Below are 20,988 nucleotides of genomic sequence, written 5' to 3'. Positions count from 1 at the left end.
ATGGGGATCGACGTCACCCGCGCGGTCAAATACTTCCTGATGGTGGATTTCATCAAGGGCTTCGGGCTGGGGATGAAATACTTCCTCGCGCCCAAGGCCACGCTGAACTATCCGCATGAAAAGGGCCCGCTTTCGCCCCGCTTCCGGGGGGAGCATGCGCTGCGGCGCTATGCCAACGGCGAAGAGCGGTGCATCGCCTGCAAGCTGTGCGAGGCAATCTGCCCGGCGCAGGCGATCACCATTGACGCCGAACCGCGTGACGACGGCAGCCGCCGTACCACGCGCTACGACATCGACATGACGAAATGCATCTATTGCGGTTTCTGTCAGGAGGCCTGCCCGGTCGATGCGATTGTCGAGGGGCCGAATTTCGAATTCGCCACCGAGACCCGCGAAGAGCTGTTTTATGACAAGCAAAGGCTGCTTGATAACGGCGACCGCTGGGAATCCGAGATCGCCCGCAACCTTGAAATTGACGCCCCTTATCGGTGAGCTGCCATGAATGACGCCTTCGCCAAGATGCTTCAGCAAATGATGGCCTCCAGCCAGGAGATGCTGCGCGCCTTCAATCCGGCGCTGGAGAAGGCGCAGATGCCCGGCTTTGACAAGGGGTTTCAGGGAGGCTTTCCTGAGGGCTTCACCGGCGCCTTTCCGGCCGGCCTGCCCACCATGTCAGCCGATCTGATGGAGCTGTGGTTCGGCAAGACCTTCAACCGCGAGGGGCTTGATGCCAAGACGCGGCTGATGCTGACGCTGGGCGCACTGACCGTGCTGGGCGCGCAGGCCGAGCCGCAGATCAAACTGACCGTGCGCCATCTGCTGGAAGCGGGTGCAACTGAGCGCGAGATCGCCGAGGTGATCTGGCAGATGAGCATGTTCGGGGGGCTGCCCGCCATGCAGAAAGCGCTTGAGCTTGCACAGAGCGCGATCGCCGAGACCAAGGAGAAAAACGCATGAGCGTTGCCGATTTTGCTTTCTATGCCTTCGCCAGCGTGGTGGTGATCGCGGGCCTTCTTGTGGTTGTCGCCCGCAACCCGGTGCATTCGGTGCTGTGGCTGATCCTGGCCTTCCTGTCATCGGCGGGGCTGTTCGTGCTGCTGGGGGCTGAGTTTCTGGCGATGCTGCTGATCATCGTCTATGTCGGCGCGGTGGCGGTGCTGTTCCTCTTCGTGGTGATGATGCTCGACATCGATTTCGCGGCGCTGAAGGCCGAGATGGCGCGCTATTTCCCGCTGGCCTCATTGGTGGGGCTGGTGATCCTGATGCAGCTTTCCCTGCTTTACGGAAGCTGGGTGCAGGCCGAGGGCGCGATGGGGCTGCGGCAGGCTGTCACGCCGGATATGGCGCAGGTGGAAAACACCCGCGCGCTGGGGCTGATCCTGTATGACCAGTATTTCATCCTGTTCCAGCTTTCCGGGCTGGTGCTGCTGGTCGCCATGATCGGCGCCATCGTGCTGACCATGCGCCACCGCGTGAACGTGAAGCGGCAGGATGTGCTGCAACAGATGTGGCGCGATCCGGCCAAGGCGATGGAACTGAAAGACGTGAAGCCGGGGCAGGGCCTCTGAACGACGCCCGGCCAGATACCGGCCACAAATTTACCGGCTCTTGAAGGCCGGAACGATAAACGAGGGACCAAATGGTGGGACTTGAGCATTACCTGACGGTGGCGGCGGCGCTGTTCGTCATCGGGATCTTCGGCATCTTCCTGAACCGGAAGAATGTCATCGTGATCCTGATGTCGATCGAACTGATCCTGCTGTCGGTCAATATCAACCTGGTGGCATTCTCCAGCCATTTGGGTGATCTGGTGGGTCAGGTCTTTACCATGTTCGTGCTGACCGTTGCCGCCGCCGAGGCTGCGATCGGTCTGGCCATTCTGGTCTGCTTCTTCCGGAACCGCGGCACGATCGACGTTGAAGACGTCAACGTGATGAAAGGCTGATTTCCATGGCGACGACGCTTCTTTTTGCTCCGCTGATCGGTGCGCTTATCTGCGGGTTCGGCTGGCGGCTGCTGGGCGAGAAGGCCGCCCAGATCATCGCCACGGGCCTGTTGTTTCTGTCGGCGCTGCTGTCGTGGGTTTTGTTCCTGACCTATGACGGCACCGCCCAATCCATCCAGATCCTGCGTTTCATCGACAGCGGCACGCTGGTCGGCGACTGGGCCTTCCGGCTGGACCGGCTGACCACGGTGATGCTGATCGTGGTGACCACGGTTTCGGCGCTCGTGCATCTGTATTCGTTCGGCTACATGGCGCATGACGACAACTGGAAGGAAGGCGAGAACTACAAGGCGCGCTTCTTCGCCTACCTGTCGTTCTTCACCTTCGCCATGCTGATGCTGGTCACTGCCGACAACCTTGTGCAGATTTTCTTTGGCTGGGAAGGGGTCGGCGTGGCCTCGTATCTGCTGATCGGTTTCTACTACCGCAAGGCCAGCGCCAATGCCGCCGCGATCAAGGCGTTCGTCGTCAACCGGGTGGGCGATTTCGGCTTCATCATCGGCATCATGGCGATCTATCTGCTGACCGATTCCATCCGTTTTGACGATATCTTCGCGCAGGGCGAAGCGCTGTCGCAGACCACGGTGCATTTCCTGTGGACGGACTGGAACGCTGTCAACATGATCTGCTTCTTCCTGTTCATCGGTGCGATGGGCAAATCGGCGCAGTTGTTTCTGCACACCTGGTTGCCGGACGCGATGGAAGGGCCGACGCCCGTTTCTGCGCTGATCCACGCCGCCACCATGGTTACCGCCGGGGTGTTCCTTGTGGTGCGCTTCTCGCCGCTGATGGAATACGCCGAAGAGGCGCGCAATTTCATCGTGATCATCGGTGCCTTCACCGCCTTCTTCGCGGCAACCGTGGGTCTGGTTCAGAACGATATCAAGCGCGTGATCGCCTATTCGACCTGTTCGCAGCTTGGCTACATGTTCGTGGCTGCCGGGATTGGCGTGTATTCGGTGGCGATGTTCCACCTGCTGACGCATGCCTTCTTCAAGGCCATGCTGTTCCTTGGCGCGGGTTCGGTCATCCACGGGATGCATCATGAACAGGACATGCGCAATTACGGCGGGTTGCGACACAAGCTTCCCTATACCTACTGGGCGATGATGATCGGCACGCTGGCCATCACCGGCGTCGGCATTCCGCTGACCCATTACGGGCTGGCCGGGTTCGTCTCCAAGGATGCGATCATCGAGAGCGCCTTTGCCTCGGGGAAGGGCTATGCCTTCTGGATCCTCGTGGCGGGTGCGGCGATGACCTCGTTCTATTCCTGGCGCCTGATGTTCCTGACCTTCTTCGGCAAGCCGCGCGGCGATCACCATACGCATGACCATGCGCACGAAAGCCCGCTGGTGATGCTGATCCCGCTGGGTGTGCTGGCCGTGGGTGCGGTCTTTGCCGGGGTGATCTGGTATGGCCCGTTCTTTGGCTCAACCGAAAGCGTGCGCGCCTATTTCGGGGCGTCGATCTTCATGCTGGAGGGCAACCACCTGATCCATGACGCGCATTATGTGCCGGTCTGGGTCAAGCTGTCGCCCTTTGTCGCCATGCTGGGCGGGCTCGCACTGGCCTATCTGTTCTACATGAAGCGCACCGATCTGCCGGGCAAGCTGGCGGCGAACCAGCCGATCCTGTACCGCTTCCTGCTCAACAAATGGTATTTCGACGAGATCTATGACGCGATCATCATCAGGCCCGCCCTGTTTCTGGGCCGCTTCCTCTGGAAGAAGGGTGACGGTGCCACGATCGACGGCGGTATCAACGGGCTGACGATGGGTGTCATTCCCTTCATCAACCGGGTCTATGCGCGCGTGCAGTCCGGCTATGTCTTCCATTACGCCTTCGCGATGGTGATCGGCATCGCGCTGCTGGTTACCTATGTTACGCTCACCGGAGGGGCGCACTGATGTTGAACCTTCTGTCCATCATCACCTTCACCCCGGCGGTGGCGGCGCTGATCCTTGCGCTGTTCCTGCGTGGCGAGGATGAGGCCGCGCAGCGCAATGCCAAATGGCTGGCGCTGGTGGCAACCTCGGCCACCTTCCTGATCTCGCTGATCCTTCTGTTCACCTTTGACCCGCAGGATACCGGCTTTCAGCATGTCGAAGAGCGCAGCTGGATCCTTGGCCTGAACTACAAGCTGGGTGTCGATGGCATCTCGGTTCTGTTCGTGATGCTGACCACCTTCCTGATGCCGATCACCATCGGCGCCTGCTGGAACGTCAAGCACCGGGTCAAGGAATACATGATCGCCTTCCTGCTGCTGGAGACCCTGATGATCGGGGTGTTCGTGGCGCTGGATCTGGTGCTGTTCTACCTGTTCTTTGAGGCAGGCCTGATCCCGATGTTCCTGATCATCGGCATCTGGGGCGGGAAAGAGCGCATTTACGCGGCGTTCAAGTTCTTCCTCTACACCTTCATCGGCTCGGTGCTGATGCTGGTGGCGATGATCGCGATGTTCGTTGATGCGGGCACCACCGATATTCCCACGCTGCTGACGTATCAGTTCTCAACCGGACCGGTCTCGCTGATGGGCTGGCAGGTTGTCGGCGGGATGCAGACGCTGCTGTGGCTGGCCTTCTTCGCCTCCTTCGCGGTGAAGATGCCGATGTGGCCGGTGCATACCTGGTTGCCGGATGCCCACGTTCAGGCCCCCACCGCAGGTTCGGTCATTCTGGCGGCGGTGCTGCTGAAAATGGGCGGCTATGGCTTCCTGCGCTTCTCGCTGCCGATGTTCCCGGTGGCCAGTGATCTGCTGGCGCCGCTGGTGCTGTGGATGTCGGCGATTGCCATCGTCTATGCCTCGCTCGTCGCGCTGGTGCAGGAGGATATGAAGAAACTTGTCGCCTATTCCTCGGTCGCGCATATGGGCTTTGTCACCATGGGCATCTTTGCGGCCACCCGGCAGGGGCTTGATGGTGCGATCTTCCAGATGATCAGCCACGGCTTTATCTCGGGTGCGTTGTTCCTTGCGGTGGGCGTGATCTATGACCGCATGCATACCCGCGAGATTGATGCCTATGGCGGCCTTGTGAACCGGATGCCGGCCTATGCGATGGTGTTCATGCTCTTCACCATGGCCAATGTCGGCCTGCCCGGCACCTCGGGCTTTGTCGGCGAATTCCTGACCTTCATGGCGGTCTTCCAGGTCAATACCTGGGTGGCGCTGTTCGCGGCCTTCGGGGTGATCCTGTCGGCGGGTTACGCGCTCTGGCTTTATCGCCGGGTTGTGTTCGGTCCGCTGATCAAGGACAGCCTGAAGAACCTCAAGGACATGGACCGCCGCGAAAAGGCGATGTTCGCGCCGCTGGTGGTGATGACCTTGCTTCTGGGTGTCTATCCGGCGCTGGTGCTTGATCTGATCGGCCCGTCGGTAGAGGCGCTTGTCACCCAATACGATGCCGCACTGGTCGCCCATCAGGGCCCCAGCATGCCGGCCCAGAACTGAAAGGCGCGTTGCCATGACCTCGGTTGATCTTTCCATTGCCCTGCCAGAAATCCTGCTGGCAATTTACGCGATGGCGGCGCTTCTTTTCGGCGTTTGGTTCGGCAAGAACCGCTCGACAGGCCTGTTGATCTGGGCGACGGCGGCGGTGTTCGTACTGCTGGCCGGGCTGATCGCGCTTGGCCCGAACGAGGCGCAACCGGCCTTCGGCGGGCTGATGGTGAATGACGCCTTCGCCCGTTTTGCCAAGATCGCCATCCTGCTTTCGGGTGCGGCGGTGCTGGTGATGGGGCAGGAATATATGCAGCGCCAGAATCTGGTGCCGTTCGAATACCCGGTGCTGATCGCGCTGGCGACGGTGGGTATGATGGTCATGGTCTCGGCCGGGGATCTGATCACCCTTTACATGGGGCTGGAGCTGCAATCGCTGGCGCTTTACGTTCTGGCCGCGATCCGGCGCGACAGCCTGCGCTCGACCGAGGCGGGGCTGAAGTATTTCATGCTCGGCGCGCTGGCCTCGGGCTTGCTGCTGTACGGTGCCTCGCTGGTTTATGGCTATGCGGGCACCACCCGGTTCGAGGGGATCGCCTCCACCATTCAGGGCGGCCAGATGTCGGTCGGCGTGCTGATGGGGCTGGCCTTCATGCTGGCGGGGCTGGCGTTCAAAGTCTCTGCCGTGCCGTTCCATATGTGGACGCCCGATGTCTATGAGGGCGCACCCACGCCAGTCACCGCCTTTTTCTCGACTGCACCCAAGGTCGCGGCGATGGCGCTGCTCGCCCGGCTGCTGCATGACGCCTTCGGCGCCGCGCCTGGCGACTGGTCGCAGATCCTTGCCTTCCTGGCCGTGGCATCAATGTTCGTGGGCGCGATCGGCGCGATCAGCCAGCGCAACATCAAACGGCTGATGGCCTATTCCTCGATCTCGCATATGGGCTTCGCGCTGGTCGGTCTGGCGGCGGGTAATGCCGCCGGTGTGCAGGCGATGCTGCTCTACATGGCCATCTATGTCGTCATGAACATCGGCGTCTTCGCCTTCATCCTGTCGATGCGGCGTGAGGGCAGGGCCGTGACCCAGATCGACGATCTGCATATGCTGTCCAAAGCCCAACCCGGCGCAGCGCTTGCGCTCCTGATCCTGATGTTCTCGCTGGCCGGGGTTCCGCCACTGGTGGGTTTCTGGGCCAAATTCTCGGTGCTGACGGCGGCTGTGGGTGCCGGGCTGGTCTGGCTGGCGGTGGCAGGCGTGATCGCCTCGGTGATCGGCGCATTCTATTATCTGCGCATCGTCTATTACATGTATTTCGGGCAGGAGGGGCAACCGCTCGACACCGATATCGGCACCGTCCAGCGCGGGCTTTTGCTGGCCTCGGCGGCGGCGATGGTGCTGGGGGTGATCAACCTGTTCGGCGTCGATGGCGCGGCGGCGATCGCGGCGCAGGCGCTCGTGCGTTGATGACGGCGCGTTCCGGCCCTGTCCTGCCCGGGGCCGCGCTTTCATCTTGCCGGAAATACGCCACGGGGGTGCGGGGGTGTGAAACCCCCGCTTCCTGCATTTGCGCAAGCGACCGGCCGGGCAGCTGCCATGGCTGACCGCCCCGCCCCGGACTGGCCGCAAGGCTATGCCCGCATCCTCCTACCCGAGGTTGACAGCACCAATGCCGAGGCGTTGCGGCAATTGCCCGCGCTTTCCGGCCCTTGCTGGATCATGGCGCATCGCCAGACCGCAGGGCGCGGCAGGCGTGGGCGGGAGTGGGTTGAGCCGGGCGGCAATTTCGCCGCCACCCTCGCGCTGCGCCTTGATGAGCCGCCCGCGCGGCTGGCGCTGCGCTCGTTCCTCGCGGCGCTGGCCCTTCACGATGCGCTGGTTGCGCTGAGCGGGCTGGAACAGGGTTTTGCGCTGAAATGGCCCAATGATGTGCTGCTCAACGGCGGCAAGCTGTCGGGCATCCTGCTGGAAAGCGGCCCCGGTGGCGGGCTGGTGATCGGCATCGGGGTGAACCTGCGCGCGGCCCCGCCGGCCGATCCTGAGGCGCGCTTCCCCCCTGTTTCGCTGCGCGCAGAGACCGGCCTTGTCGTCACGCCGGAAACCCTGCTTGACCACCTCGGCCCCGCCTACGCCACCTGGGAAAACCGCTTTCAGACCTATGGTTTCGCGCCGGTCCGGGCGGCTTTTCTTGCGCGCGTCGCGCGGCTGGGGGAGGCGGTCATCGCCCGTACCATGACGGAAACCTTTGAAGGCCGCTTCGCCTCGATCGATGACAGCGGGGCGCTTGTGCTGGAAACCGCCACGGGCCTTCTGTCCATCCCGGCGGCGGATGTCTTCTTTCCCTGACCAGTCCTGACAACGGAGGATGCCATGCTTCTGTGCATTGATTGCGGCAATACCAATACCGTCTTTTCCATCTGGAACGGCGCGCGTTTCATCGCCACCTGGCGCACGGCCACCGAGCATCAGCGCACGGCTGATCAGTATTATGTCTGGCTGTCCACGCTGATGAACCTGCAAAAGATCGAGGCGGATATCACCGAGGTGATCATCTCCTCAACCGTGCCGCGCGTGGTGTTCAACCTGCGGGTGCTGTGCAACCGCTATTTTGATTGCCGCCCGCTGGTGGTGGGCAAGCCCGAGTGCCTTCTGCCGGTCGATGTGCGCGTGGATCCGGGCACAGGCGTGGGGCCGGACCGGCTGGTCAATACGGTCGCCGGGTTTGATCTGTTCGGTGGTGACCTGATCGTGGTCGATTTCGGCACCGCCACGACCTTTGATGTGGTCGACAGCGACGGCGCCTATATCGGCGGGGTCATCGCGCCTGGCGTCAACCTGTCGCTGGAAGCGTTGCACATGGCCGCCGCCGCCCTGCCGCATGTCGATATCGCCCGGCCCGAGAATGTGATCGGCAAGAACACGGTTGCGTGCATGCAGGCGGGTGTATTCTGGGGTTATGTCGGCCTTGTGAATGGGATATGTGATCGCATCAAAACCGAACGCGAGCGTCCGATGAAGGTGATTGGCACCGGCGGGCTTGCACCCTTATTTGCCTCAGGCGAGGCGCTGTTTGACGAAATTCGCGATGATCTGACCATGCATGGTCTGCAGGTCATCCATAAGCATAACGGGAACCTGTGAATGAAGGCTGAACGACTGATCTATCTGCCCCTGGGCGGCGCCGGCGAGGTGGGCATGAATGCCTATGTGTACGGCTACGGCCCGAAGGGCAAGGAGCGGCTGATCCTCGTTGATCTTGGCGTCACCTTCCCCGATATGGATGGCACGCCCGGTGTGGATCTGATCCTGCCCGACATCACCTGGCTGGAAGAGCGCCGCGACCGGCTTGAGGCGATTTTCATCACCCATGCCCATGAAGACCATGTCAGCGCGCTCAGCCATCTGTGGCAGCGGCTGAAGGCGCCCGTCTATGCCCGCGATTTCACCGCGCGTATTGCGACCAAGAAGATGATCGAGGCCGGGCAATCCGCGGACCCCGTGAAAACTGTGGCGCCGATGCCCGAGGTGATCGAAGCCGGGCCGTTCTCGGTCCAGTTTGTTCCGGTGTCGCATTCGCTGCCCGAGGCTTCGGCGCTGCTGATCGAAACCCCGGCGGGCCGGATTCTGCATACCGGCGATTTCAAACTGGATGTCGCGCCCGGTATCGGCGCGCCCTTTGATGAGGATGTCTTCGCGCGCCTCGGTGCGGAGGGGATCAAGGCGCTGGTCTGCGATTCGACCAATGTTTTCACCCCGCATCCCGGGCGCTCGGAAAGCACGCTGCCCGCTGCGATCACCGAACTGGTGCGCAACGCACCGGGCATGGTTGTTGCAACTACCTTTGCCTCCAACGTGGCGCGGCTGCGCACGCTGGCCTTTGCCGCGCGCGATGCCGGGCGCTCGGTCTGCCTGTTGGGCCGCGCGATGCACAACATGGTGCGCACCGCGACCGAGGCCAAGCTGCTCACGGATTTCCCCGCGACCGTCACCCCCGAAGAGGCCGCCGCCCTGCCGCGCCAGAACGTCATGGTGATTGCTACCGGCAGTCAGGGTGAGCGCCGTGCGGCTTCGGCGCAACTGGCGCGGGGCACCTATATGGGGCTCACGCTGAAAGAGGGCGATACTTTCCTCTTTTCGGCGATGACCATTCCCGGCAATGAACGTGAGGTTCTGCGCGTGGTGAATGCGCTCTCTGAGCGCGGTGTGGATGTCGTCGATAATTCCACCGGCGCCTATCACGTTTCCGGCCATGCCAACCGCCCTGATCTGGAGCGGATGCATGATCTGCTCAAGCCACAGATGCTGGTGCCGATGCATGGCGAGCACCGCCACCTGCGCCGTCACGCCAAGATCGCCGCCGAGCGTGGCATCGCTTCTGCCGTGGCGCCCAATGGCACCATGCTGGACCTGACGGGCGATGTGCCCGTGGTTGTGGATCAGGTGCAGAACGGGCGGCTTTATCTTGACGGCACAGCGGTTTACGGCGCGATGGAGGGTGTGGTGCGTGAGCGCATCCGCATGGCGCTGAACGGCCTGGTGCTGGTCACGCTGATCATCGACGAAGACGGCATGCCGCTGGGCGATGCCTGGGCCGATGCCCAGGGTCTTGCCCGGCAGGGCCGTTCGCGCCGCGCCCTCAACGAGGTGATCGAGGAAGAGCTGGCCGAAGAGCTGGACCGCGCGAACCGCAAGCTGCTGGACAATGACGACAAGCTGATCGAGACGATCAAGCGGCGCGTGCGGGCTTGCTGTGTCGATGAAATCGGCAAGAAGCCCGAAGTGACGGTGGTTGTCAGCCGCCTGTCCGACAACTGATTTTTCTGACCGGAGCAAGGGTTTCTTAATCCCTGCCTGCGATTTTGCCTTTATTGGCAGGATCGCAGGCATATGCTCGAAGATATCAGGGAATCCGTTCTCAGGCGCAAACTCCTCCCAAGGGCAGAGATGCCTGCTTTTGCCTTCTCCCCGCCCGCTTTTGAAGAGGCGGAGCAGCAGGAGGAGGAGGGGGGGCGCCTGCTGCCACGCTCGTTCATCCGGGCTGCCAGCCGGGTGGCGGATCTGGTCGCGCGGGCCACTGTCCGCTCCCGCCGCAGTGTGGCGCTGGCTGAACTGGTCGATTTGCCGGAAACCGAGGGATTCACCGCGCTTTTGCGGGCGGGTGAGGGGCCGCCGGGGCTGATCATCTTTGATTCGGTGGCCTTTTCATCGGTGATCGAGGTGATGACCATCGGCACGCTGTCCGGTAAGGCCGCCGCCGTGCGCCGCGCCACCACGACCGATGCCGCGCTGATGGCCGATCTGGTTGATGCCCTGCTTGCCGAGGTTGACGCCAATCCGACTCCGGCAGACCCTTTCACCCCCGGTTTCCGGCAAGACCGTCTGACCGATGACCTGCGGCTTCTGGACGTCATGCTGGAAGATGTGCCCTTTGCGCTGAGCGTGATGGAGGTTGAACTGCTGGCCGATGGCGTGGTGCGCAAAGGCCAGGTCTCCATCGCGCTGCCCGAGCCGGTGCCCGAGATGCCCGATTTTTCCGGTTTCGAGATGCCGGTCGACGATACCCCGATGCCGGATACGCAATGGGAGCGCGCGCTTGAGGCCTCGGTGATGGTTGCCCCCGCGTCGCTTGGCGCCGTGCTGGGCCGGATACGGTTGCCGCTGTGCGAGCTGATGGCACTGAAGGTTGACAGCCAGCTGACATTGCCCCTGTCCCAGCTTGAGGAGGTGCAGCTGGAAGCGCTGGATCGCAGGGTTCTGGCGCTGGGGCGGCTGGGGCAATACCGGGGCATGCGCGCCCTGCGGCTGACCGCTTTGCCCGATGCGGAGGCGGCGGGCGCTGATGCGGAGGCGGGGCAGGAAGATACTGGCGGGGGGCTGCCGGTGCTTGACTGGTCGCAGGAGGATGACGGATGAGCGCCGCAGTCAGCCTGCCCGGCCCGCGCAACCCCGCTGCCAGCCTTTCAGCGCAGCGTCGGGATTGGCCCCACCGTGCGGCCCTGTGTGAACTGCTGCATCACCGGATCGTCGGTTTCCAGCGCCTCGTGCGCGCTTCCCTGCCAGTAGAACCGCCCCTCATGCAGCATCGCCACCCGGTCAGCCACGTCGCGCAGGGTGCGCATGTCATGGGTGATGGTGATCGCAGTCGCGCCCATTTCCGTGACAATCTCGCGGATCAGGGCATTGATCACGGCAGCCATGATCGGGTCCAGCCCGGCGGTCGGTTCGTCGAAAAACAGGATCGGCGGATCACCGGCAATCGCGCGCGCAAGCCCCACGCGCTTCTGCATCCCGCCCGACAGTTCAGCCGGGTAAAGGTCGCCCACCTCGGGTGCCAGCCCCACGCGCGCCAGCTTTTCGCTGGCCAGCGCCCGGGCCTGCACCTTGTCCAGCCGCGCCGGGCCACGCTGCAACCTGAAGGCCACATTCTGCCACACCGGCAGCGAATCGAACAGCGCGCCGCCCTGAAACAGCATGCCGACATGGGCCGCCAGATCCTGGGGCCGTGGCCGGCTGCGCCCCGCGATCTCGATCACGCCCTGATCGGCCCGCTCCAGCCCCAGCAGGCATTTGAGCAGAACCGACTTGCCGGTGCCCGAACCGCCGATCACCACAAGGCTTTCGCCCTTGTCCAGCTCAAAGGTGATTCCGTCCAGCACCACCTTGCTGCCAAAAGCCTTGCGCAGATCGGAAACGCGGATCATGCCGGAAAAAACGCTTCTGTCAGAAGGTAGTTGGCTGACAGGATCAGAACCGAGGCCACCACCACCGCTGATTTCGTGGCCTCACCCACCCCTTGCGCGCCGCGCCCGCTGTGCATGCCGAAATAGCAGCCCGACAGTGCCACCAGAAAGCCGAAAGCAGCGCCCTTCACCATGCCGGAGGCGACATCCCAGAACTGAAGAAAATCCATGGTGTTGCGCAGATAGGTTGGCCCGTCAAAGCCCAGCCGCGTCACGCCCACCGCATAGCCGCCCAGAATGCCGATCGCATCGCCCACCGCCACCAGCACCGGCATCGCAAGCGTGGCGGCCAGAAGGCGCGGCAGGGTCAGGTATTTCATCGGCTCGGTCGCCAATGTGCGCAGCGCGTCGATCTGCTCGGACACTTTCATGGTGCCGATCTCGGCCGCGATGCTTGAGGCCACCCGCGCGGCCACCATCAGCCCGCCCAGCACCGGCCCCAGCTCGCGCACCATGCCGATCGCGGTGATGGAGGGCACGGTGAATTCCGCCGAAAAACGCGCGCTTCCCGCATAGATCTGAAGGGCCAGCGCGCCCCCGGTGAACAGCGCGGTCAGCCCCACCACCGGCAGCGACAGCCAGCCGATCTGTACCAGTTGCAGCGCAAATTCGCGCCCGTACCAGGGCGGGCGGAACAGATGCGAGACGGCGATGGCGGCAAAGGCCACAAAGCGGCCGATTCCTCCCAGCAGGTCCGAGACCGCGCGCCCCGTCGCGCCCAACAGGCTGAGGGCGGCGCCGGTCACGTGCGCAACCCCTCATACCGGCGGCGGTAACGCGCACCAAGGCCGGTCAGGATTTCGTAACCGATGGTGCCCGCATCGCGCGCCAGTTCATCCACACCCTGATGCGCGCCCAGAAGCTCCAGCGTTTCCGGCACGTCGGACAAGGCGCTGACATCGACGGTGATCAGGTCCATCGACACGCGACCGACCACCGGGCAGGGGGTGTCACCCGCCCAGAGGGTTGTGTTGTTGGACAGGCTGCGCAGGATGCCGTCGGCATATCCGGCGGCGACCGTCGCCAGCCGGGTGGGCCGCCCGGCGACCCAGGTACAGTTGTAGCCAACCGGCTCACCCGGTTCCAGATCGCGGGTCTGGATGACGGGCAGCGCCAGTTCCACCACCGGATAGGCATCCATGAAGGGCGCGCCTCCGTAGAGGCCCACGCCCGGGCGCGTCAGATCGAAGTGAAAGGCCGGGCCCAGGAGCACGCCGCCGGTTGCCGCCAGCGAGCGCGGGACGGCGCAGCCCTCGGTCATGGTGCGGAAGGTGTCGGCCTGCTGGGTGTTCATCAGGTGGTCGGGCTCATCGGCGCAGGCGAGATGCGACATGATCAGCGCGGGCCCGGCCTGCAGCGCAATATCGCGCACGGCAGCCCATTCGCGCGGCTCCATCCCCAGCCGGTTCATGCCGGTGTTCAGCTGGATGCCGAAGGGGTGGCCGGGCAATGATTCGAAATGGCGCGCCAGTTGCTCGGCGGAATTGATCAGCGGGATCAGGCCAAGGTTGCGGATGCTCTGCGCGTCCCCCGCCATATGCCCGGAATAGACATAGATCTCCGGCCCGTTGCCAAGCGCCTGACGGATCGCCGCGCCTTCTTCCGTCAGCGCCACGAAGAACTTGCGCGCCCCGGCCTGCGCCAGCCTGCGCGAGACCTGTGCCGCGCCCAGCCCGTAGCCATCGGCCTTGACGGTGGCTCCGGTTTCGCTGCGCGAAAGCCGGGCCAGCCGCTGCCAGTTGGCTGCGATGGCGTTGAGGTCGATGGTCAGGCGTGCGGCTACCATGCCCAGCGTTTCACCTTTGCAGGGGCGGCAAGTCAAGCACGAATACGCGGCTTCGTGTGCCTGTCCGGTATTGTCCGCAATTCGTCGCAAATTGTCCGCATTGGGCGGCAATGTTGATGCACCGGCGCCTTCGGCAAGCCGGGTCTGTGTGTATTCCTTGTGTATGAGAATGGGTGAGACCGATGAAGAAACAGGCAAAAACCACACCGCCGCCGCCGCCCGCACTGCCGCGACGTCAGGGGCACTTTGCCGATTGGGCGATGATCTGAGGCATGGCAGGTGACCGCCGGGGCGCAGTGACCCTGCGCTTTCCGGGCGCTCCGGTGCCGCGCGTTGAGGGGCGCCAGCGGGCAGGGCGCGGGCGGGTTCATCCCGCCTCCCGCTCTTGTCTTTCCGCCTGATGCCGCTAGTGTCCACTCAGGCAACGCGGGCATTTTTATGAAACATCTCCCTCTCGGCACCACTGATCTGACCGTTTCCGAATTCTGTCTGGGCACCATGACATGGGGCAACCAGACGCCTCAGGCCGATGCGCATCGCCAGATCGACCTGGCGCTGGATCACGGCGTGAATTTCCTTGATTCGGCTGAGATGTATCCGGTCAACCCTGTGAGCGCCGAGACGATGGGGCGCACCGAGGCGGTTATCGGCGCCTGGCTGGCCGCTGGCGGCAGCCGGGAGCGGCTGGTGATTGCGACCAAGGTCACGGGAAAGGGCAGCGAGGCCATCGCCGGCGGCGCGCCCGAGATCGGCGCGGCGCGGCTGCGCGCGGCGGTCGAAGGCTCGCTCCGGCGGCTGGGGACCGATGTGATCGACATCTACCAACTGCACTGGCCCAACCGCAGCTCCTATCATTTCCGGCAGAACTGGCGCTATGCCCCGCCGGGTGCGGATGCGCGCGCAGATGTCCGGGCGAATATGCTGGAGGTGCTGACCGAGGCCGGGCGACTGGTCACCGAGGGCAAGATCCGCCATTTCGCCCTGTCGAATGAGACCGCATGGGGCATGGCCAGCTGGATCGCGCTGGCCGAGGCGCATGGCCTGCCGCGCCCCGCCACGCTGCAAAACGAATATTCGCTGCTGTGCCGCCATTTCGATACCGATCTGGCCGAGCTTTGCGCGCTGGAGGATGTTCCGCTGCTGGCGTTCTCGCCACTGGCGGCAGGGCTGCTGACCGGGAAATACGCGGGCGATGTCATCCCCGAGGGCTCGCGCCGGGCTGGGCGGGAAGATCTGGGCGGGCGGATCACGCCGCGCGTTTTCGAAGCTGTGGCGGGCTATCTGGGGCTGGCGCGTGACTGGGATCTGGACCCGGTGCAGATGGCAATCGCATGGTGCCGGACCCGGCCCTTCACCACCATTCCGATCATCGGTGCCACCACTGCCGAGCAACTGGCGCGTGAGTTGCCCGCCGCAGAGCTGACGCTTCCGGCAGGCCTGATCGAGGCGATCGACGCCCTGCATAAAGCGATGCCAATGCCCTATTGAGGCCGGGCAGGGGGGCTGTCTGCCCCCCACGCCGCTGCGCGGCTCCCCACGAGGATATTTTCAGACAGAAAATGGGACGAGCCGCCGTATTTCATTTTCTGTCACTAAGTATCCCGGGGGAGTCGCCCGCAGGGTGACGGGGGCAGCGCCCCCTTCTTCTGTGTCAATCCGGTCAGGAAGGATGCGCAGGTTTCAGACCGGGTTGGGCAGGGGGCGACCATCGCGCAGGGCCAGCGCGTTTTCCAGCGCCATCAGCCCCATCTGCACCCGCACCTCCAGTGCGGCGGTGCCGAGGTGGGGCAGCAGAACCACATTCTCCAGCGCGCGCAAGGCCTCGGGCACATCGGGTTCGTGCTCATAGACATCCAGCCCGGCACCGGCGATCTGTCCTGCCTGCAACGCGGCGATCAGCGCTTGTTCGTCGATGATATCGCCGCGCGCGATATTGACCAGATGCGCATGCGGCTGCATGGCGGCCAGCGCGCTGGCGTCGATCATATGGCGGGTTTCAGCGCTGGCGGGGGCCGCGATCACCACGATATCGGCGGCTTTCATGACATCGTGAAGGCCGGGCAGGGCGCGCGCCTCAGGCAGGGCGGGCAACGGGCGCGGGGTGCGGGTGTGATAGACCACCTGCATGCCAAAGCCGAAATGCGCGCGCTTCGCGATCGCCTGGCCGATCCGGCCCATGCCGATGATGCCCAGCACCTTGCCGCTCATATGCAACCCCAGCATCTGCGTGGGGTGCCAGCCCTCCCACCGGCCGGCGCGCACCAGCCGCTCACCCTCACCGGCGCGGCGCGCGCTCATCAGCATCAGGGTCAGCGCGATATCGGCGGTGGCATCGGTGACCGCGCCGGGAGTGTTGGTGACCCTGAGGCCGGCGGCATGGGCGGCGGCCACGTCGATATGGTTGTAGCCCACGCCGAAATTGGCAAGCAGCCGGGCGCGCGGGGCAGGGACGGCGGCGAAAATGTCACTGCTGAAACGGTCGCCCAGCGTGGGCAGGATGATATCCTGCTCTGCCAGCGCGGCAGTCATTTCGGCCTCGCTCATCGGTGCGGTGCTGTCGCGCATTGTCAGATTGAACGCGGCGCGGGCGGGGGCCAAAACAGCCTCGGGCAGGGGGCGGGTGATCAGCAGTTTCATCAATGCATCCTCGCGCCGTCCGGCACCGCGCGTTCGGGAGACAGCAGTACGATATGGCCCTGATCATCGCTCAGCCCCAGCACCAGCACTTCCGACATGAACGGTCCGATCTGACGCGGCGGGAAATTGACCACCGCCAGCACCTGCCGCCCGATCAGCGCCTCGGGCGCATAATGCGCGACGATCTGCGCCGAGGATTTCTTTTCGCCGATCTCAGGCCCGAAATCGATGCGCAGCTTCAGTGCCGGTTTGCGCGCCTCGGGGAAGGGCTCTGCCTGTATCACCGTGCCTGCGCGGATATCGACCTTGAGGAAGTCATCGAAGCTGATGGTCACTGGCCAAGCTCCTTCGAACGGTTGGCGGCGGCCTTGACGGCGCGCTTCAGCAAGGGCGGGAAGCCGGTTTGCGCGTCCATCAGCACCGAAAGCGCGGCGGCGGTGGTGCCGCCGGGGCTGGTGACATTGACCCGCAACTGCCCCGGCTCTTCGCCCGATTGCTCGGCCAGCGCGCCTGCGCCCGCCACCGTGGCGCGCGCCAGTTTCAGCGCCATTTCCGGCGGCAGGCCCTGCGCGGCACCGGCGGCGGTCAGCGCTTCGATCAGATGGAAAACATAGGCCGGGCCGGACCCGGAAACGGCGGTGACAGCATCCATCTGCCCTTCATCGTCAAGCAGCACCGATTGCCCCACCGCCTCTACAAGGGCCTGTGCCATGTCCAGCATGGCGGGGGTGACATGGGCATTGCCGATCAGCGCGGTAATCCCGCGCCCCACTGCGGCGGGGGTGTTGGGCATGGCGCGGATAACGGGCGTATCGGCGCCAAGGGCTTCCCCCAGCCGCGCCAGCCCGATCCCCGCCGCGATGGACAGGAACACCGTGCGCCCCCCGCCCATGGCCGCCAGTTGCGGCAGCGCGGCGCCCATCATCTGCGGCTTGACCGCCAGCACCACCATCGCGGGCGCATCGGGGATATCGCCATTCAGATGAACGCCCGTGGCGCGCAGCCAGTCCGAGGGGTGGGGTTCGATCACATGCACCGATTGTGGCTGCAGAAAGCCCTTCAGCCAGCCCTCCAGCAGCGCCGAGCCCATCTTACCGCAGCCCAGCAGCACCAGCCCGCGGGTGTTCAGTTCGCTCAATTCCATCGCATCCCCCATCGGTTCGGGGGCAGATTAGGCGCGCCCGTAGCCCTGTGCAATGGCCAGCTTCAGCGCATCCTCCGGTTTGCGGTCGGCCCATGCAACCAGTTGAAACGCCGGATAGAAGCGCTCACAACTGGCGACGGCGGCGCGGATCATCTGGTCGATCTGTTCGGGGGCGGCCATCTGCTCGCCGCTCAGCAGCAGCCCGTAGCGCCAGACCATCAGCCGCTGCGTTGCCCAATAGGTGAAGCTGCCGGACCAGCTGAGGTCATTGGCGGCGTTGATGACCTCATAGATTTCGGGCAGACGCGCTTCGGGTGGCTCCATCTCGAAGGTGCAGATCAGGCGCAAAGTCTCGTCGATGCCGGACCATGCCAGCGTCAGCGAATAGCTGCGCCACTGGCCTTCAACCGCCATGGCGATCTGATCCTCGCCGACCCGGTCAAACTCCCAGGCGCGATGCTCGGCAAGGGTTTCGACAATATCGATCGGATGGATTTCATCAGTCAGGAACTGTTCGATGGACAGGGGCATGGCCCGGGCCTTTCTCCGATCTAGCCATTTGCGCGACGCTGCCCGCAAGAAGCTGATGTATTAACAAGGGGCGGCGTAAGTATGTGTGTGCCTTACTAGATATGGTGTGGGAAAAGAGAAAGCCTGTAAAGGAAAATATCTGTGGACAACCCCTGTGGCTGTCAGGCGTGACCGTCACCTGTGTGCGTTGACACCAATATCTGCAGTGATGCCGGAAGAGGCGGGACTAGGGCGGAAGATCGCGGATAGGCCAATGGAATAAGGGGCTTTGAGCCGTATGGTGCAGTGGCGCTCTGGCTGCGGGCAAAGTTGCAGAAAAGCCTGATCAGTGCTCCAAAGGCTTCAACGAGGACTTCTGGCCATCGGGCTGAAAGCGCCCTTAAAGCCTGTATTTAAAGGGGTTTTCACGGAAGCTCGTGGGGGTAAATGAAATTGGAACATGCACGTTTGCGTGCAAGTTCAGGATACGCCGTGCAGGTTCGGCTTAAGGCACTGTAAAATTTGGAAAAAGCGTGGCTTCCCGGTTCGGGATTGCGCCATTGAACATGCACGCAATTTCATACGAGCAGGCGGGACTTCGCAGCAACAAACTCTTCTGCGGATAACGCCCCGGCGTCGTGCAGCTTGGCCAGGCGTTCGAGTTGCTCAACGTATGTGGCCGATGAAGGGGTGGCGTGCGCATAGCGTGCGCGCTGAGCTTCCAGTGCTTCCAGAAAAGGGTTCAGCTCGGCGGTAGCGATTTGGGTAATCGTGCTGCGGTGGCCCCCGGCATTGATCGTAAGCTTTCCGAACCCAAGCAGCGCGCCGTGTTCCACCGAAGAAATCTTTTCGAACGGGAAGCGTTCAACGCGCGCCCCGCCGAGCATGCGCTTCTGGAGGATGAGCAGTTGCCGGTCAGTACAGCATAGCAAACCCGCCCAGTTTCCGTACGTACCGACAGCCAAAGCAACGACTGGTTCGTCGTCAGCCAAAGCTGATGCGAGACCCTTCAGAGATTTCCGCGCAAAAAGCCGGTTTACGAGCGAGAGGCTTTTCGCCTTCTCTTCTATTTCAAAAGATTTGTCAGCCATTGCTACACCTCTATTTCCAAGTATGACCTGACCAAACCACCTGGCCGAGGATTGAAATTCGGTTCATATCAACACCGCGCCGGATCTCGGTCGAGAACTCGGGGTTGTCGGAGCGAAGCAATAAGGTTTCTCCTTCCGGACGCTCCAGGCGCTTAACGCGCGTTTGGCCATCTATGTCATTGAAGGCATAGACATGACCATTGCGCATGTTGGTGCGCGCCGTATCGATTAAAGCGAGATCACCTGAGTGCAGGTTCGGCCGCATACTGTCACCGCGCACGGTTACAAGGCAACAGTTGCCAGGAGAGACGCCAAGGCGTGCCAGCCAATCGAGGCGAAAGGCTATCAGCTCGGAGATGCTGTTGTGGTTGTCAAAGGTACCATCACCGGCTGACAGCTCAGCTTTTAGACGGGGGATGGCAGCGAAATCTCCGCCTTCAATCTCGACAGCATGGATGGTGCCGGTGTCACGAGGTGGCCCGATGTAGAATTCGAGCCCAAGGGCGTCGCATATCTCCCGCGCTTTGTTGAGCGTCGTTCCTGACTTCTTTTCACCTCTCAGGATGCTGCGGATCGCGTCGGACGGGAGGCCGTTCGCGCGCTCGAACGCAAATGCGTTTGTATCCAGCGCCTTAAGGCGCTGGGCTACGTGCTCTGCGAAGGTTCTTTCTGCATGTTCCACGAATCGGAGAAAATACCGAAGAGCGGACCAGTTGACAATCGGTGTTTTCTCCGTCTTTATTATCGGAGAATTCTCCAACTCGGAAAGCCGGATGAAAACCGAAACGCTGGTTACCTTAGCAGAGACTTTTGCGGCGCACCGTGGACTGACGCTTTCAACGGTGTCGACCTATGCGGCGACTGACGGGAAATTCTTTCCTGAGCTCAAGAAAGGCTCTGGCTGCACGCTGCGCCGCGCCGCTCGTGTGCTGGCATGGTTCTCTGACAACTGGCCACCCGATCTTGAATGGCCGCGTGACGTTCCGCGCCCTGCCGCAAAGCGGAGGGTCGCGTGATGCTGGTCAGCTCCTGCTCATTCCAAGCCATCCTGGCTGCATCGGTATCCATCCCTGATCCGGAAGGTTCGCCAGCGCGGCACAGGTCTCGGGCGGCAATCCCAGTGCTAGCCGACAACCTGATCAACGCAATCCTTGATGATGGAGGTGACGCATGAAGCTTTTCGTGCGGGCGCTGAGGGCGCTCGATGACCATTGGCTGGGCGACCTGATCGGTGCGTTCTGCCTGTTCGGGCTCCTGTGGCTGGCATTGGTGGCCGGAACGGTGCTGCAATGAGCGATCGTGACTGGAACCTGCCCGCCCCTCGCCATGCGCGCTATCGCATCGAATACATCACGCGGGCCGGGTATGTGATCTGTGCGCCCGACGGTGCCCATCTTCCCGGGGTGCATCTCAACCGGGATCTTGCGGAAGAGCGGCGCGACGCCTTGCAGGCAGAGGCCGACAGGAAAGCCAGGCGCGGCCCGCGCCCCTGCATGTGCTGCGGTCAGACCTTCTTTTCCGAGGGCATTCACAACCGCATGTGCACACCGTGTCGCGGGCGTTCGGATCACATGGCCGAGATTGCTTTTGCCGGTGAACAGGACGGGCGCAAGCCCCGCCGCGCGGCACGGGTGTGAC

At 63.1% G+C, this 20,988-nt stretch carries 24 protein-coding genes; 15 read left to right on the top strand and 9 right to left on the bottom strand.

The window, feature by feature from the left end; all coding sequences use genetic code 11:
* The 11 genes from nuoI (at window position 1) to V7Q53_RS06890 (ending at window position 11,355) form a co-directional block, all read left to right on the top strand.
* The gene (nuoI, locus tag V7Q53_RS06940; protein WP_442954422.1) at window positions 1-492 is read left to right on the top strand and encodes an NADH-quinone oxidoreductase subunit NuoI; all 492 of its coding nucleotides are present in this window, start codon (window positions 1-3) and stop codon (window positions 490-492) included.
* 6 nt (window positions 493-498) lie between these two features.
* Window positions 499-957: a carboxymuconolactone decarboxylase family protein gene (locus V7Q53_RS06935; protein ID WP_333827779.1), complete on the top strand. Its 459-nt coding sequence runs from the start codon at window positions 499-501 to the stop codon at window positions 955-957.
* Window positions 954-1,568, top strand: a complete 615-nt coding sequence (locus tag V7Q53_RS06930) for an NADH-quinone oxidoreductase subunit J (RefSeq protein ID WP_333827778.1) — start codon at window positions 954-956, stop codon at window positions 1,566-1,568. Before V7Q53_RS06935 ends, V7Q53_RS06930 begins: the two co-directional genes overlap by 4 nt.
* A gap of 71 nt (window positions 1,569-1,639) precedes the next feature.
* Window positions 1,640-1,945 carry an NADH-quinone oxidoreductase subunit NuoK gene (gene nuoK / locus V7Q53_RS06925; RefSeq protein WP_333827777.1) on the top strand — a complete coding sequence of 102 codons (306 nt, stop codon included), beginning with the start codon at window positions 1,640-1,642 and terminating at the stop codon, window positions 1,943-1,945.
* Between the two features lie 5 nt (window positions 1,946-1,950).
* A complete protein-coding gene (gene nuoL, locus V7Q53_RS06920) occupies window positions 1,951-3,915 on the top strand; it encodes an NADH-quinone oxidoreductase subunit L (RefSeq protein ID WP_333827774.1) in 1,965 nt (654 codons plus the stop codon).
* The gene (locus V7Q53_RS06915; protein ID WP_333827772.1) at window positions 3,915-5,456 is read left to right on the top strand and encodes an NADH-quinone oxidoreductase subunit M; all 1,542 of its coding nucleotides are present in this window, start codon (window positions 3,915-3,917) and stop codon (window positions 5,454-5,456) included. Before nuoL ends, V7Q53_RS06915 begins: the two co-directional genes overlap by 1 nt.
* Window positions 5,457-5,469: 13 nt before the next feature.
* The gene (gene nuoN / locus V7Q53_RS06910; protein ID WP_333827770.1) at window positions 5,470-6,909 is read left to right on the top strand and encodes an NADH-quinone oxidoreductase subunit NuoN; all 1,440 of its coding nucleotides are present in this window, start codon (window positions 5,470-5,472) and stop codon (window positions 6,907-6,909) included.
* 129 nt (window positions 6,910-7,038) lie between these two features.
* Window positions 7,039-7,788: a biotin--[acetyl-CoA-carboxylase] ligase gene (locus tag V7Q53_RS06905; RefSeq protein WP_333827769.1), complete on the top strand. Its 750-nt coding sequence runs from the start codon at window positions 7,039-7,041 to the stop codon at window positions 7,786-7,788.
* A 24-nt stretch (window positions 7,789-7,812) separates the two neighbouring features.
* Entirely contained in the window at window positions 7,813-8,583 is a 771-nt protein-coding gene (locus tag V7Q53_RS06900; RefSeq protein ID WP_333827767.1) for a type III pantothenate kinase, read from the top strand.
* Window positions 8,584-10,257, top strand: coding sequence for a ribonuclease J (locus tag V7Q53_RS06895; RefSeq protein WP_333827766.1), 1,674 nt, complete (start codon window positions 8,584-8,586; stop codon window positions 10,255-10,257).
* A gap of 129 nt (window positions 10,258-10,386) precedes the next feature.
* Window positions 10,387-11,355: a FliM/FliN family flagellar motor switch protein gene (locus V7Q53_RS06890; protein ID WP_333827765.1), complete on the top strand. Its 969-nt coding sequence runs from the start codon at window positions 10,387-10,389 to the stop codon at window positions 11,353-11,355.
* 47 nt (window positions 11,356-11,402) lie between these two features.
* On the opposite strand, the gene V7Q53_RS06885 is transcribed toward V7Q53_RS06890, so the two are convergent.
* From V7Q53_RS06885 to alr, 3 genes are read right to left on the bottom strand one after another with little or no spacing between them, the layout of a single operon-like run.
* Window positions 11,403-12,143: an ABC transporter ATP-binding protein gene (locus V7Q53_RS06885; RefSeq protein WP_333827764.1), complete on the bottom strand. Its 741-nt coding sequence runs from the start codon at window positions 12,141-12,143 to the stop codon at window positions 11,403-11,405.
* Window positions 12,140-12,928, bottom strand: coding sequence for an MlaE family ABC transporter permease (locus tag V7Q53_RS06880; protein WP_442954421.1), 789 nt, complete (start codon window positions 12,926-12,928; stop codon window positions 12,140-12,142). The genes V7Q53_RS06885 and V7Q53_RS06880 overlap by 4 nt, the downstream gene beginning before the upstream one ends.
* Window positions 12,925-13,968 (bottom strand): alanine racemase, encoded by a 1,044-nt coding sequence (alr, locus tag V7Q53_RS06875; protein ID WP_333827763.1) that lies wholly within the window; start codon window positions 13,966-13,968, stop codon window positions 12,925-12,927. The genes V7Q53_RS06880 and alr overlap by 4 nt, the downstream gene beginning before the upstream one ends.
* A gap of 438 nt (window positions 13,969-14,406) precedes the next feature.
* Here alr and V7Q53_RS06870 point away from each other — a divergent pair, with 438 nt between their 5' ends.
* Window positions 14,407-15,456, top strand: a complete 1,050-nt coding sequence (locus V7Q53_RS06870; RefSeq protein WP_333827762.1) for an aldo/keto reductase — start codon at window positions 14,407-14,409, stop codon at window positions 15,454-15,456.
* A gap of 192 nt (window positions 15,457-15,648) precedes the next feature.
* Here the strand turns inward: V7Q53_RS06870 and V7Q53_RS06865 are convergent, their stop codons facing one another.
* From V7Q53_RS06865 to V7Q53_RS06840, 6 genes are all read right to left on the bottom strand, one after another.
* Window positions 15,649-16,605 carry a 2-hydroxyacid dehydrogenase gene (locus V7Q53_RS06865; protein WP_333827761.1) on the bottom strand — a complete coding sequence of 319 codons (957 nt, stop codon included), beginning with the start codon at window positions 16,603-16,605 and terminating at the stop codon, window positions 15,649-15,651.
* Window positions 16,605-16,940 (bottom strand): tRNA-binding protein, encoded by a 336-nt coding sequence (locus V7Q53_RS06860; protein ID WP_333827760.1) that lies wholly within the window; start codon window positions 16,938-16,940, stop codon window positions 16,605-16,607. The genes V7Q53_RS06865 and V7Q53_RS06860 overlap by 1 nt, the downstream gene beginning before the upstream one ends.
* Complete coding sequence (proC, locus tag V7Q53_RS06855) at window positions 16,937-17,749, bottom strand: pyrroline-5-carboxylate reductase (RefSeq protein WP_333827759.1); 813 nt, start codon at window positions 17,747-17,749, stop codon at window positions 16,937-16,939. The genes V7Q53_RS06860 and proC overlap by 4 nt, the downstream gene beginning before the upstream one ends.
* Window positions 17,750-17,776: 27 nt before the next feature.
* Window positions 17,777-18,280, bottom strand: a complete 504-nt coding sequence (locus V7Q53_RS06850) for a YbjN domain-containing protein (protein ID WP_333827758.1) — start codon at window positions 18,278-18,280, stop codon at window positions 17,777-17,779.
* Between the two features lie 557 nt (window positions 18,281-18,837).
* Window positions 18,838-19,350, bottom strand: coding sequence for a PH domain-containing protein (locus tag V7Q53_RS06845; protein ID WP_333827757.1), 513 nt, complete (start codon window positions 19,348-19,350; stop codon window positions 18,838-18,840).
* A 10-nt stretch (window positions 19,351-19,360) separates the two neighbouring features.
* Window positions 19,361-20,032 (bottom strand): S24 family peptidase, encoded by a 672-nt coding sequence (locus V7Q53_RS06840; protein ID WP_333827756.1) that lies wholly within the window; start codon window positions 20,030-20,032, stop codon window positions 19,361-19,363.
* A 31-nt stretch (window positions 20,033-20,063) separates the two neighbouring features.
* Here V7Q53_RS06840 and V7Q53_RS06835 point away from each other — a divergent pair, with 31 nt between their 5' ends.
* From V7Q53_RS06835 to V7Q53_RS06825, 3 genes are all read left to right on the top strand, one after another.
* Window positions 20,064-20,366: a hypothetical protein gene (locus V7Q53_RS06835; protein ID WP_333827755.1), complete on the top strand. Its 303-nt coding sequence runs from the start codon at window positions 20,064-20,066 to the stop codon at window positions 20,364-20,366.
* A gap of 154 nt (window positions 20,367-20,520) precedes the next feature.
* Window positions 20,521-20,643, top strand: coding sequence for a hypothetical protein (locus V7Q53_RS06830; protein WP_333827754.1), 123 nt, complete (start codon window positions 20,521-20,523; stop codon window positions 20,641-20,643).
* On the top strand, window positions 20,640-20,987 hold the full coding sequence (locus V7Q53_RS06825; protein WP_333827752.1) for a hypothetical protein: 348 nt from the start codon (window positions 20,640-20,642) through the stop codon (window positions 20,985-20,987). Before V7Q53_RS06830 ends, V7Q53_RS06825 begins: the two co-directional genes overlap by 4 nt.
* Window position 20,988: the final 1 nt, after the last annotated feature.

Source organism: Pararhodobacter sp., assembly GCF_036802785.1.
Classification (GTDB): domain Bacteria; phylum Pseudomonadota; class Alphaproteobacteria; order Rhodobacterales; family Rhodobacteraceae; genus Pararhodobacter.
Note: the sequence above shows the minus strand (reverse complement) of the source record. Positions and strands in the feature narration are given on the sequence as shown.

Coding starts and splice junctions, on each gene's coding strand:
- V7Q53_RS06885 (WP_333827764.1), bottom strand. CDS start 12,143: ATGATCCGCGTTTCCGATCTGCGCAAGGCTTTTGGCAGCAAGGTGGTG.
- nuoK (WP_333827777.1), top strand. CDS start 1,640: ATGGTGGGACTTGAGCATTACCTGACGGTGGCGGCGGCGCTGTTCGTC.
- V7Q53_RS06850 (WP_333827758.1), bottom strand. CDS start 18,280: ATGCCCCTGTCCATCGAACAGTTCCTGACTGATGAAATCCATCCGATC.
- V7Q53_RS06915 (WP_333827772.1), top strand. CDS start 3,915: ATGTTGAACCTTCTGTCCATCATCACCTTCACCCCGGCGGTGGCGGCG.
- V7Q53_RS06895 (WP_333827766.1), top strand. CDS start 8,584: ATGAAGGCTGAACGACTGATCTATCTGCCCCTGGGCGGCGCCGGCGAG.
- alr (WP_333827763.1), bottom strand. CDS start 13,968: ATGGTAGCCGCACGCCTGACCATCGACCTCAACGCCATCGCAGCCAAC.
- V7Q53_RS06845 (WP_333827757.1), bottom strand. CDS start 19,350: ATGGCTGACAAATCTTTTGAAATAGAAGAGAAGGCGAAAAGCCTCTCG.
- V7Q53_RS06825 (WP_333827752.1), top strand. CDS start 20,640: ATGAGCGATCGTGACTGGAACCTGCCCGCCCCTCGCCATGCGCGCTAT.
- V7Q53_RS06905 (WP_333827769.1), top strand. CDS start 7,039: ATGGCTGACCGCCCCGCCCCGGACTGGCCGCAAGGCTATGCCCGCATC.
- V7Q53_RS06870 (WP_333827762.1), top strand. CDS start 14,407: ATGAAACATCTCCCTCTCGGCACCACTGATCTGACCGTTTCCGAATTC.
- V7Q53_RS06890 (WP_333827765.1), top strand. CDS start 10,387: ATGCCTGCTTTTGCCTTCTCCCCGCCCGCTTTTGAAGAGGCGGAGCAG.
- V7Q53_RS06930 (WP_333827778.1), top strand. CDS start 954: ATGAGCGTTGCCGATTTTGCTTTCTATGCCTTCGCCAGCGTGGTGGTG.
- V7Q53_RS06830 (WP_333827754.1), top strand. CDS start 20,521: ATGAAGCTTTTCGTGCGGGCGCTGAGGGCGCTCGATGACCATTGGCTG.
- nuoI (WP_442954422.1), top strand. CDS start 1: ATGGGGATCGACGTCACCCGCGCGGTCAAATACTTCCTGATGGTGGAT.
- V7Q53_RS06935 (WP_333827779.1), top strand. CDS start 499: ATGAATGACGCCTTCGCCAAGATGCTTCAGCAAATGATGGCCTCCAGC.
- V7Q53_RS06900 (WP_333827767.1), top strand. CDS start 7,813: ATGCTTCTGTGCATTGATTGCGGCAATACCAATACCGTCTTTTCCATC.
- nuoL (WP_333827774.1), top strand. CDS start 1,951: ATGGCGACGACGCTTCTTTTTGCTCCGCTGATCGGTGCGCTTATCTGC.
- nuoN (WP_333827770.1), top strand. CDS start 5,470: ATGACCTCGGTTGATCTTTCCATTGCCCTGCCAGAAATCCTGCTGGCA.
- V7Q53_RS06865 (WP_333827761.1), bottom strand. CDS start 16,605: ATGAAACTGCTGATCACCCGCCCCCTGCCCGAGGCTGTTTTGGCCCCC.
- proC (WP_333827759.1), bottom strand. CDS start 17,749: ATGGAATTGAGCGAACTGAACACCCGCGGGCTGGTGCTGCTGGGCTGC.